12 protein-coding genes are annotated in these 12,472 nt (G+C 32.9%); 5 read left to right on the top strand and 7 right to left on the bottom strand.

Annotated features, from left to right (window positions below):
- The first annotated feature begins 19 nt into the window (after positions 1 to 19).
- Entirely contained in the window at positions 20 to 2,137 is a 2,118-nt protein-coding gene (locus tag Q1A73_RS01045; RefSeq protein ID WP_299600555.1) for a lamin tail domain-containing protein, read from the top strand.
- 99 nt (positions 2,138 to 2,236) lie between these two features.
- Here Q1A73_RS01045 and Q1A73_RS01040 read toward each other — a convergent pair whose 3' ends face one another.
- The 3 genes from Q1A73_RS01040 to Q1A73_RS01030 form a co-directional block, all read right to left on the bottom strand.
- Positions 2,237 to 2,614, bottom strand: a complete 378-nt coding sequence (locus tag Q1A73_RS01040) for an ester cyclase (RefSeq protein WP_299600553.1) — start codon at positions 2,612 to 2,614, stop codon at positions 2,237 to 2,239.
- 113 nt (positions 2,615 to 2,727) lie between these two features.
- A complete protein-coding gene (locus tag Q1A73_RS01035; RefSeq protein ID WP_299600551.1) occupies positions 2,728 to 4,596 on the bottom strand; it encodes a DUF885 family protein in 1,869 nt (622 codons plus the stop codon).
- A 222-nt stretch (positions 4,597 to 4,818) separates the two neighbouring features.
- Positions 4,819 to 5,538, bottom strand: coding sequence for a thioredoxin family protein (locus Q1A73_RS01030; RefSeq protein ID WP_299600549.1), 720 nt, complete (start codon positions 5,536 to 5,538; stop codon positions 4,819 to 4,821).
- 43 nt (positions 5,539 to 5,581) lie between these two features.
- Between Q1A73_RS01030 and Q1A73_RS01025 the strand changes: the two genes are divergently transcribed.
- The 4 genes from Q1A73_RS01025 to Q1A73_RS01010 all read left to right on the top strand — a co-directional run bounded on the left by Q1A73_RS01025 (position 5,582) and on the right by Q1A73_RS01010 (position 9,122).
- A complete protein-coding gene (locus tag Q1A73_RS01025; RefSeq protein ID WP_299602573.1) occupies positions 5,582 to 6,229 on the top strand; it encodes a DUF4159 domain-containing protein in 648 nt (215 codons plus the stop codon).
- 4 nt (positions 6,230 to 6,233) lie between these two features.
- Positions 6,234 to 6,752: a TrmH family RNA methyltransferase gene (locus Q1A73_RS01020; protein ID WP_299600546.1), complete on the top strand. Its 519-nt coding sequence runs from the start codon at positions 6,234 to 6,236 to the stop codon at positions 6,750 to 6,752.
- A gap of 84 nt (positions 6,753 to 6,836) precedes the next feature.
- Positions 6,837 to 7,925, top strand: coding sequence for an AI-2E family transporter (locus Q1A73_RS01015; protein ID WP_299600544.1), 1,089 nt, complete (start codon positions 6,837 to 6,839; stop codon positions 7,923 to 7,925).
- Between the two features lie 3 nt (positions 7,926 to 7,928).
- Positions 7,929 to 9,122 (top strand): class I SAM-dependent methyltransferase, encoded by a 1,194-nt coding sequence (locus tag Q1A73_RS01010; protein ID WP_299600542.1) that lies wholly within the window; start codon positions 7,929 to 7,931, stop codon positions 9,120 to 9,122.
- 274 nt (positions 9,123 to 9,396) lie between these two features.
- Here Q1A73_RS01010 and Q1A73_RS01005 read toward each other — a convergent pair whose 3' ends face one another.
- From Q1A73_RS01005 to Q1A73_RS00990, 4 genes are all read right to left on the bottom strand, one after another.
- Positions 9,397 to 10,065, bottom strand: coding sequence for a response regulator transcription factor (locus tag Q1A73_RS01005; protein ID WP_299600540.1), 669 nt, complete (start codon positions 10,063 to 10,065; stop codon positions 9,397 to 9,399).
- Positions 10,062 to 10,868, bottom strand: coding sequence for a sensor histidine kinase (locus Q1A73_RS01000; protein ID WP_299600537.1), 807 nt, complete (start codon positions 10,866 to 10,868; stop codon positions 10,062 to 10,064). The genes Q1A73_RS01005 and Q1A73_RS01000 overlap by 4 nt, the downstream gene beginning before the upstream one ends.
- A 607-nt stretch (positions 10,869 to 11,475) precedes the next feature.
- Entirely contained in the window at positions 11,476 to 11,901 is a 426-nt protein-coding gene (locus tag Q1A73_RS00995) for a hypothetical protein (RefSeq protein WP_299600533.1), read from the bottom strand.
- 58 nt (positions 11,902 to 11,959) lie between these two features.
- Positions 11,960 to 12,424 carry a hypothetical protein gene (locus Q1A73_RS00990; protein WP_299600531.1) on the bottom strand — a complete coding sequence of 155 codons (465 nt, stop codon included), beginning with the start codon at positions 12,422 to 12,424 and terminating at the stop codon, positions 11,960 to 11,962.
- Between the last annotated feature and the right edge of the window lie 48 nt (positions 12,425 to 12,472).

The raw sequence follows: 12,472 nt of genomic DNA, 5'->3' as shown, positions 1-12,472 counted from the left end.
TCACTCAATTATTTATATTATGAAAAAACTTTATTTTTTATTTTTAACTCTTTCTTTTTCTTTTGCTTCATTTGGGCAAACGGTAGGCGATATCGCATTTGTAGCATATAATGCAGATGGAGATGATGATTTTGCAATAGTTGCTTTAGCAGATATAGCGGCAAATACTACAATCTATTTTTCTGATGATGAACTTGACGGAACTGGTAGTTTTGTTGATTCAAACGAAGGAAATATTCAATGGGATACTCCCAGTAATGTAATACCTGCTGGAACAATAGTCGTTTTTACTGATACTGATAGTGATGGAAATGCTTCCTATGGCGCCTCATTAGGAACCTTAACACAAGTTGGATCCGGAACTATAAATCTAGCTGGAGGCGGAGACTCATTACTTGCGTATTTAGGAACAGATGAAAATACTCCAACAACTTTTCTAGCTGGTATTCAATATTCAAATAGTGTGGGAGATCTTACAGGATCTGGTCTGACTGATGGAACTACATTTATCACAATCGCTACATCTGGGAGTCCTGATGGTGGAGAATATACTGGATCAAGAACATCTGAAACTTCTTTTGCAAATTATATCCCATTAATAGCTAACCCAGCGAATTGGACCACAGAAGCTACTGATGGTGAACTTATTTTACCAATCGATACTACTGCGTTCATTGAATCTGCAATGGGAACGCCTACTATATCTGTTAGTGGTGCAGTTTCTGGATTAGATTATTTTGAAAACAACGGTCCTTCTAACGAAGGTACTTTCACAGTTTCTGGAACGAATCTTAGTGCTGATTTGACCATAACTGCTCCTATGAATTTCGAAGTTTCTCTAACCACAGGATCTGGATTTGCTTCATCTGTTGCTATCACTCCTTCTGCAGGAAGTGTTACAACAACAACAATATTTGTACGTTTAACAGCCGGATTATCGTCAAACACCTATATGGGAGATGTTACCGCATCTTCAACCGGAGCTATGGATCAGAGCATTTCATTAGAAGGTATTGTTTCCCCTGATGATCCACAATTTACAGTTTCAGGTTTTATAGGTGATTTCTCGTATTTTGAAGGATCAGGACCATCTTCAGAAGATAGTTTCAATGTAGAAGGTTTATTTCTTACTGGAGATATTACAATTACTGCTCCAATGAATTTTGAAGTATCATTAACGACGGGTACTGGATTTGCTTCTTCTGTAACTATTACGCCAAGCATGGGAACAGTAGCGAACACCGAAGTTTTTGTTAGATTGGCTTCAGGATTAACTGCTAATTCATATACAGGTGATATAACAGTATCATCTCCAAGTGTGACGGATGAAACGATCACTATAAATGGAATTGTTTCCCCTGTGGCTGTTTGTGGAAATGTTGGAGATATTATTATCACAGAAATAATGCAAAATCCTGTTTCTGCAGGAGATGATCCTAATGGAGAATATTTCGAACTGTATAATACCACCGGAAGTCCTATTGATATTCAAAGTTGGATTATCAAAGACGATAATCAAGCTGGAGAAACACATGTGATCACATCATCTGTTATTGTACCAGCAATGGGGTATGTAGTAATCGCTAATGCCGCAACACCAAACGGAGGAATTACTCCTGACTATACATATGCAAATGACATTTCACTAGGTAATAGTACAGATGGTATTATCATAGAGTGTAGTTCGGTTGTTATCGACGAAGTTATTTGGGATAATGGTGCAACTTTTCCTGATCCAACAGGTGCTAGTATGGAGTTATCTATTAATGATTTAAATAGTACAGCTAATGATGACGGTGCCAATTGGGCTGAGGCTACTTCTTCTTTTGGTAGTGGTGATCTTGGAACACCTGGTGCTGTAAATGATAATGCAAGTACTTTATCCGTTGATTCGTTTGATCAAAATACAGTAAACTTTAAAGTATTCCCTAATCCAACAAATACTGGATTTATAAATATTACGTCATCTTCTAATACTGATATATCAGCAGTTGTATTCGATGTTTTAGGGAAGCAGGTGATATCTGAAACTTTAAATGATAGCCAACTTAATGTTTCAGGTTTAAATGCTGGCATTTATATCATAAGAATAGAACAAAACAATATAGCAGTTGCTAAAAAATTGGTAATTGAATAAAGCTTTGATTTAACATACAAAAAAGAGTGTCTTATCAGACACTCTTTTTTTTATTCATAACTGTTATTTGATTTCCAGTATGCTTAAATAGTTTACTTCTTAATACATTGTATTAGGGTTCGCAGACTCTTTTGGAATTTGCTGAATAGAATCCCAATGTTCGCAGATTTTACCATTGTCATCAAAACGAAAAAAATCCATGGTGATATATTCATCATTTCCTGGCCAAGTTTGATGCGTATGTAATGCCACTAAATCTCCTTCTGCAATACACCTTACAAATTCTATAGATTTATCTGCATATTCTTCTTGCATTCTTTCAAAATATGAGATAAATCCTTCAGTACCATCTGCTACGTCCGGATTATGCTGGATATATTGGTCTCCAACATATTTCTCCACTGCTGCTCTGGGATTACCTTCATAAGCCATTTTGTAGAAAGCTACAGCATTATCTTTATTTTGTTGTAAATCCATATTCTGTTTTTAAGTAATTTAAAACTACTACTATTTTCTCAAAATTATGCCCCAAAATCAACTAATTGAAATTAAATAGACATCCTAAGAAAAATAGTCCTAAAACCAATGTTCTAACTAGCACTTTTTGCTTTGGTTCTCTCTATATAAGCATCAATAATTTCTTCTAAAATATCTAAGGGAACGGCTCCATCTTTTAGAACTGCATTATGAAATTCTCTCAGATCAAAACGATCTCCCAATTCTTTTTTTGCCTTTTCTCTAAGTTCTAAAATTTTCAGCATCCCAATTTTATAGGCACATGCTTGTCCTGGCCATACAATATATCTTTCTATTTCTGTAGTTACTTCTGTGGTGGTCATGCCTGTATTTTGTACCATATAATCGATCGCTTGCTCTAGTGTCCATTTTTTATGATGAATCCCAGTATCCACTACCAACCGTACAGCCCTAAACATTTCTGCTTGTAATCTTCCTAAATTTCCAAAAGGATCGTTTTCATAAAAACCAAGTTCCCAAGCTAATTGTTCCGAATACAAAGCCCATCCTTCGATGTAAGAAGTAAAAAGCCCTATCGTTCTAAAAATAGGAACTCCTTCTAGTTCGGACTGAATTGCAATTTGAAAATGATGTCCCGGTATACCTTCATGATAGGCCAAGGTCTTCATTCCGAATTTAACAGATTCGTGTACATTTCTTAGATTCGCATAAAACACTCCTCCTCTAGACCCGTCCATTGCTGGTCTATTATAATAGGCTCCTGCCGATCCTTCTTCCTTAAATTCTGGAACTCTTTTTACTTCTAGTGCTGCTTTAGGTCTTATATCAAAAGCATCATCCAAACCATTACTAATCTCGGAAAGTATTCGGTTATATTCATCAATCACCATTTGTCTCCCTTCATCATTATTAGGAAAAAGAAAACGGTCTTCTTTATTTAATTCCTGAATAATAGCGCCAACAGTTTTTGTAGAATCAGCATATCCCTGAGAAGAAAGAATAGCCTCCATTTCGCCTTTAATTCTTGCTACTTCTGACAAACCAATAGTATGCACTTCTTCTGGATCTAGATCAGTAGTGGTACGTTGTTTCAGCTGATATCTGTAATATGCATCTCCCTCTGGTAATTTCCAAACGCCTGCATCTGTCGTTGCTTTTTGTTTTAATTGCTCAAAATAACTAATAAGCTTCTGATATGAGCCGAATACTGTAGTCGCAATTTCATTCTTCACTTGTTCTTTAAGCTCATTTTTTTCTTCCTGAGATAAGTCTTCTATTTTATCAATTTTCGTATCAAAATTGCTGTACAAAATATTCGATGTTACTGCATCATCCGTTTCCTTAATCTCATTTTCTTTCTTTCCGATAAAACCTTTCATCTCATCGAGTACTCTATCCATTACAAACTTTGGAGGTATAATCCCCTTTTCTTCTCTAATTTTTAGATTTTCTATAAGCTGATCAAATTTTGTTTCAAATTTGGATAGACGAGTAATATAAGCTTCAGCATCACTCTTATCTCTAAGCTTGTGCGAATCTTCCATAAGACTTGGTAATGAACTTTGTACACCACCCATTTGATTTACGGGATAATCATGATAAAAAAATCGCTCTCCTTCTAATTCTCCTTTTAAATAATACCCTAAAATTCTTGTATTTAACTTATTGGCTTCTGATTGACTTTCGAAATCATAACTTTTTAAGGTTTCGTAATCTTTCTTTATTTTATTAAAAGTCTCCCATTGCTTTTTGTCCGAGATATCGTCTAACTCATCTTTAGACCAGTTATATATTACTGGAATTCCCATTGCAGTAGTTAATTCTGGACTATCCAAAGCCAACTCTGCAAATATCCTATCATAAAAATGAGTGATATTAAAAGGACGAAACCAAATAAGATTTCCAACCCAAAATGCAACTAAGGCAAAAATGACTAGCAAGGTTCGTGAAGTCCAAAACTTCCAGGTACGTTTTTTTTTCATGATAAATGATTTATGTGGTTTTTGATTGATTTTCAGGCATTGTAATATTTAAAAATCAATTTTAAACAATACTAATATACCTTTTTTACGAGACGTTTTTATGATTAATTTGTTACACTGTAGCTGTAATGAAATTTTGATTTCAAAAATTAATATTGAAATATAAAAAAGTCATAACTGTATCACGAGTTATGACTTTAACGTATGCAAAAAAGTAATTAATCAGATAGATACTTTTGCAGCACCTGTAGTGATTAATTTATTGTTTTGAGTATAAGCTATAATTGTCAATTCATCCTTATCTTCTACCCAATCAGGAATTGTAATCTCAATAGAATCTATATCTTTAGTACTTATAACTCTATTAGCTACTATATTAGAGTTTTTAAGTGTTCTATTTCGATTTTCTCCTCTTTTAATTTTTGTAATTCGTTCGGATACTACTAATGCTAATGTGATTTGCTCAAAAACACCTCCTTCTACTTCATAATTAATAGCAATAATTTCATCTTTTCGTTTTATATCCTTTAACTGTATAGTATTATTTGTTGTTTGTTTTGAATAATTACGAATAGCCGAAACCGCTTTACTGCTATTAGAACCTGTAAAATGTTCACTCCCGTTAACTACTAACTGTGGCGTATAGATAGATCTGCTATTAAATTGTTGTGCATAATCTCGTTGGTAATCCGTAAATCCTTCCGTACTAAACGGATCTTTCCAACCTAATCGATTCCAGTAATCAACGTGATAAGACAATACAAAAACGTTATCATCTTTATACTTTTCTTTTATTGCATCCAGCAATTCATCTGCCGGAGGGCAACTACTACATCCTTGTGATGTAAATAGTTCCATAACTACAATAGACTTATCTGCTTGTTGTGCATTGGCCCATGAAGAAATTGTGATCGTTAATAGTATCAAAAGGTTTCTTATCATCTTTTTTATTTTAGTACTTTTAGAATCTCTTATTTAGACGATGATGGTAACAAAACTTACAAGTTTTATCGGAGTATTATTCTTTAGTGCGATGCTAAACGCTCAGGATATTGCTATTTTACACTACAATGGTGGTGGTGATTGGTACAGTAATCCAACGGCATTACCTAACCTTATCAGTTTTTGCAATCAGAATATCAACACAGCCATGAGCGCTAAACCTAAAACCGTAAAACCGCAAAGTGTAGATATCTTTCAGTATCCTTATATTCATATGACTGGACATGGAAATGTATTTTTTACAGAACAAGACGCCGAAAATCTACGTAACTATTTATTAAGTGGAGGTTTTTTACATATTGATGATAATTATGGGATGGAACCTTATATCCGTAAAGAGTTAGTTAAAGTTTTCCCAGACATAGAATTGGAAGAGTTACCTGCTTCTCACCCTATTTTCTCAGCAAAATTTAAGTTTCCTGATGGCTTACCAAAAATACATGAACATGATGGAGAAAGACCACAAGCTTTAGGAATTACCCATGAAGGCCGTTTGGTGTTGCTTTTTACTTTTGAAAGTGATTTAGGTGATGGATGGGAAAACCCAGAAGTTCATAACGATCCTGAAGAAGTAAGACAAAAAGCACTAAAAATGGGTGCTAATATTATCAAATACGCTTTTGAAAACTAAATTCATGTCCTCACAGCTTCATCACGACAATACTACTTTTATCAAAAAACAATTTCCTATTACTCTTGTTTGTGATCGAGTAAATGCTCCCGCTAATATTGGAAGTATTTTTAGGATTGCAGATAGTTTTGGTGTAGAACATATCTATTTCTGTGGAGAAGATCTTACCATTATTAGTAAGCGAATGCAGCGTACTGCTAGATCTACTCATAACTTTGTGAGTTATGAAGAACAGGAAGATATTGTGACTGTATTGGATACCTTACAAGATAAAGGATACAAAATAGTAGGTTTAGAAATTACAGAAGATAGCATTGAAATTGCAAACTATACCTTTTCTGCAAACGATAAAATAGCATTGGTAATAGGAGAAGAAAATTTAGGAATTTCTGAACATATCCTCACAAAACTTACAAATAGCGTGCATATCAATATGTATGGAAATAATAGTAGTATGAATGTAGCAACCGCTACTGGTATTGCGTTATTCGAAATCACGAAGCAAATGATGATTACTGATTGATCGAAAGTAATTACAAAAAATAACCTAAAAGTATCCATGTTAGGCTGTTTATACTAACTTTGGAACTCCAGAAAAATAATTCATATGAATTCAAAAACAATAGCATATGGTATTCTAAGAGCTCTTGGAGTAATTGTTGGAATACTTATTTTACTTTGGTTTTTATTTAAAATACAATCTATTCTCATCTATATCGCTTTTGCCGCAGTATTTTCTTTAATGGGTAGACCACTGGTATTATTTATAAAACGGAGATTGAAATTTAACAATACCCTAGCGGTCGTGTTTACGCTATTTATTTCTATCGGTCTTTTTATGAGTCTTTTTTTACTATTTGTTCCTATTATTGCGGAGCAAGGTCAATTAATTGGTGAAATCAATATTAATGAAGTTGGAGATGACCTCGATCAATTGAATCAAGAAATAAGTGACTATTTTAACATAGAAAAACTAAACTTCGTAGAACTGATCAAGCAAACAGACTTGATGGAATTCTTTGATCTAAAAGCTATTCCTGATACTATTAATAATTTTTTAAGTGGTTTCGGTGCTGTACTCATTGGACTTTTCTCTGTACTCTTTATTTCCTTTTTTCTTTTGAAGGATAGCAAACTTCTAGAAACAAGCTTACTTGTTTTTGCAAAAAAAGAAGATGAAACTAGGTTTATGACTGCCTTTACTAAAATCAAAGATTTATTGTCTCGTTATTTTGTAGGTCTGTTACTTCAGGTATTGATTTTATTTGTTTTGTATACCATTCTACTTTTAGTTTTTGGAGTTCATAATGCTGTTGCACTTGCACTTATTGCGGCTATCTTTAATTTAATCCCTTATGTTGGCCCTCTTTTTGGAGGCGCTTTGGTATTAATCCTTGCTACAACTAGTAATTTGGGAGCAGATTTTCAATCCGTGATACTGCCAAAATTATGCTATATATTGATAGGTTATATCATCATTCAATTGATAGATAATTTCCTTAATCAACCCTTAATTTTTGGTAATAGTGTAAAATCGCATCCTTTAGAAATATTCCTAGCCATACTTATTTTTGGAGCATTATTTGGCATTGGAGGATTGATTGTAGCCGTACCATTCTATACTGCGATAAAAGTAATTGCCAAAGAGTTTTTATCAGAATATAAGATTGTGAAACAATTGACTAAAGAGTTATAATACTTGAATGCTCTTATTTTACATAGGGAAGTTCAAGACTACGTTTTCGAAACATCCGAAGGTCCAGTTGACATTACAAAATTAATACTATCCCGTAGTTCTTTTGAAGGTATTAGCAGCAAAGAACTTGCGCAGCAAATTAATGGAAGAAACAAAGCAAAAACCAAACTTCCTCTTTGGTATCAAACGAGAGACATTTATTATCCGCCAACCATTAATCTAGAACAAACCTCATCTGAGGTTACTGCTAAGTATAAAAGTGAATTAGTCTCTGGTGATTTCTTAATCGATATCACTGGAGGATTAGGAATTGATGATTATTATTTTTCTAAAAAAGTTTCTAGAGTTATCCATTGCGAACTAAACGCTGAACTTAGCAAGATAGCAAATCATAACTTCCAGGTATTAGAAGCTACTAATATTCAAACTGAAATGGGTGATGGTTTAGTGATTCTAGAAAACTTTACCAAAGTTGACTGGATTTATATCGACCCTTCTCGTAGACATGATAGCAAAGGGAAAGTATTTTTTCTGGAAGACTGTTTGCCTGATGTCCCCAAACATTTAGATTTTTTACTATCCAAAAGCGATCATATTTTAATCAAAACATCTCCTCTACTCGACATTAATGCTGGTATCAAATCATTACGATTTGTAAAAGAAATCCATGTTGTTGCCGTACAAAATGAGGTTAAAGAATTGCTTTGGGTCATTGAAAAAGATCATACCGATGATATTGCAATAAAAACCATCAACCTTACCAAAGATAGTAGACAGGAATTTTCATTTTTGTATCAAGAAGAAAAAACTAGTATCCCAACGATATCTGGGCCAAAGAAGTATTTGTACGAACCGAATGCTGCGATCATGAAATCAGGAGGTTTTCTGAGTATATCCAAAAGTTTTAAAATTGATAAACTCCACACCCACTCACATTTATATACTTCTGACACATGGATCGAATTTCCTGGAAGAAGTTTTGAGATCCTTCAAATCATTCCTTATCAGAAAAAAAATATCAAAAAAGCCAACATTACTAAAGCGAATATTACCACACGCAACTTTCCTGAAACCGTATTAGGTATTCGGAAAAAATTTAAAATAAAAGATGGTGGTGATACCTATTTATTTTTTACCACTAATAGTGATAATGAAAAGATTGTACTAGTTTGTAAAAAGTTTGGCAATAATCAATAATATTCTTCATCAACTGGAAATTAAATTTTACACCCTAATTAAAATGGATTCCAGCCTACGCTGGAATGACAATAAAAAGTTATTGAAATTGCTATAGTTTCTGCTACGACTGAAAGTTGTTACTATTAAACTATGATTTTTTCCTTTTAGCTAAAAAATTAAAAAGGCTAATGGCAAAATGCTTTTGTAAAAAGTTCTCAAAAACTAAAAATGAAATACAGTAAGATACATAGTTTTAACCTTCACTAAGATCCATAAATCATAATAAAGCTCTCTATAACTCTGCGTTTCTAACAAATATCTGGTTTTCGATCGCATGAATCACCAAACCTGCAATATTTTTAGAACCTGTTTTTACCAATAGATTATTTCGATGTCCTTCTACTGTTCTTGGACTGATAAATAATTGCTCGGCTATTTCAGAAGTTGTTTTCTGTTCGCAGATAAGTTTTAAGACTTCACGTTCTCGTTTCGTTAAATACTCTTCATCTCTAGACTGTTTGCCAGACTTTAGCGAAGCTTCTTCTAGCATGGTCATTACATTCTCATCGTAATAAAATCCTTTTATTGCTACGTGATTAATGGTATTTACCACTTCGGTAGGTGTTGCATTTTTTGCCAAATATGCTACCGCTCCTTGCTGAATCATGTTGGTAATAAATGGTTTACTATAATAACTGGTTAATGCTATAATCTTGATATCTGGAAATTTCTTCTTTACGATCTTTGTAGTTTCTACACCATTAAGATCTGGCATTTTTAAATCCATTAGAATAATCTCTGGTAAGTCTCTGGTATTATCTAATTGCTTAATTAAATCATTACCATTTTCTGCCTGAATGTTGATATCAATATTTTGCTCTTTATTTAGGATAAATGTAATTCCTTGTCGAAATAATGTTTCGTCATCGGCTATCGCTAATTTAATAATGTCTTTCTTCATTGTTTAGGTGTATTAGTGCTGATGTTAAAAGTTGCTCCCTTACCAATCTTACTATCATATGAAAGTTCCCCATCGAGTATGTCTACTCTACTTTCGATATTTTTAAGACCAATCCCTTTGTTCTTATTTACAGATTTCACATCGAAGCCTGTTCCGTTGTCTGAATATTTAATGAATACTTGTTCATTTTCTTCATTCATTTGTAAAGTGACCTTAGTAGCGTTACCATGTCTCACGGAATTATTAAGTAATTCCTGAATAATCCTGAAGATATGCAATTCATTGCTCTTAGACAATAAATTGGTATAAACAATATTGTGATCGATATGTAATTTTTGGCTACAAATAAACTCATCGCAAAGTTCTTCTATTGCCGCCTGCAATCCAAAATTTTCAAGAATAGGAGGTAATAAATTATGCGCTAATCTTCTAGAGCTTTCTAACGTTTTGGTAGTAACAGCAAGTATATGTTGTAGCGTTCGATCTTTTTCGTCATCCTGTAGATTCCCATCGATTAGAAAATTGGTACTTAAACTCACTACATTTAGTTTAGAGCTAATAGCATCGTGTAAGTCCTGAGCAATTCTTTTGCGCTCTTCTTCTTGTACTTCGATGGTGCTATGCAGTAAATCTTTTTGGTAAGAGATCTCCAGATTCGCTTTTTCTAGTTCTGCTGCAATTATTTTTTTACGAGAAAAGAAAAAGAAAAGTACCAACGATACTGCCATTAATAGCAACACCATAATAGCAATTAAAATAATCACTATGATCTGTGAATCTTCTTGTAATAATTCTTTCTCCATTCAATAAAGATTAAGATTTGGAATAAAAAATATAAGATACGATTTGCATTTATTAACAGATAATTCATTGAATCAGAAATATTTAGATTAAATACTAAATTCCCTGAGGCAAATATCAACGTACTAGAAACTAAATACAGTAACACACCTACATTTACTATTAAAAAAAGACTTTGACCTTGCAAACATCTGTATAAATAAATTATCGAATACACTATTAGTAAACCTTGAGTAATCGATATACCAATAGCATTATATCTATGTAAAAGATCTTGATCAATTATATATTGATAAGTGAGAAAACATGTAACTGGAATCAACACATACGTTACTAATTTGGTATTTAAAAGTTGTTTGTAGAAAAAAGATAAAAAACCAAATTGTATTATAAAATAAAAATGTGATAGAAATAAATTTGGTTTATGTAATATTTTGCCAATAAAAATTGTAATTAATTGAATTAAACATATGAAGACCAAATACATGGTAAATATCTTAAAAACTTTGATAGATTTTCCAAAGTTTTTAAGATATAAAAATGTATTAAATACTAAAAACAAAATAGTTAATACATTAAACCAAATGAAATAATCTTCTTTCAATACAATTATTGATTCAGTGGACTATTAGGATCGCAACTTGGTGGACAAGGACTGGTAAAATCAAAGACTCCACTGGTGGATGGATCTGATGCTGAAGATTTTAATGTAGTAGGAGTAGTACCGTCAATAGTCCCATCAATAATATCTCTATAAACTCCATCGACATTTTCAGTTCCAACAAAGATGATTTTTTCCATATTACTAGCATCAATAGCTAAATAACCTCTTATCTGAGAATTCAGATTATTTGCATTCGCTTGTGCTTGTTGTGCGGCTGCATCATCTAATACTCCTATTTCGTTTAACACCTCAACAAAATCAACTGCTGGTATTAAAAAAGCGTTTACAGTATTAGGATTTTGTGATCTCCAGTTTGCCGTCCATTGGGTCCCTGTATCTTTAGAAATAGTATTTTCGTTGTTTGAATTCATTTTATTTTTTCGTTTAAAATTAGTTATGGAATTAAAGTCCTAAATTTGTGTCAAAAGTTTATTGATTCAATGGACTATAAGGATCACAACTCGGAGGGCAAGGACTCGTAAAATCATAAATACCACTACTAGTAATAGGCGTTCCAAAAGCACTAAGCTCTTCTTCATTACCATCAACTTCTTCGTTAATTATATCTTCATATACTTTTGTTTTTCTATTGTATTTTGTTCCAACAACCAACAGTTTCTCTTCTAGTTTCTCATCAGCATCTTCAGAACCAATAGCCATATAAGCTCTAATTTTCAAACCTTTAACACAGGCTTGTCCTTGTGCTTTTTCAGCAATTTTATCACTTAATACTCCCATCTCATTAAGGACTTCTATTAAATCTACAACAGGAACCAAATAAGCACTTGTTGGATTCACAACTGGTTTTTGGTCATTTTGATACTTATCTCTCCAAGCTTTTGTCCATTCTGCTGCTTCTGCACAAGGAATTGTGTTTTGTAAATCAGGATTCATTTTAATTTTTGATTTAAATTAGTAATTAGATTAAACGTACAAAATATG

Source organism: uncultured Aquimarina sp., assembly GCF_947492115.1.
Taxonomy (GTDB): Bacteria; Bacteroidota; Bacteroidia; order Flavobacteriales; family Flavobacteriaceae; genus Aquimarina.
The sequence above is the reverse complement of the archived record's forward strand: the minus strand, read 5'-3'. Positions and strand labels throughout refer to the sequence as shown.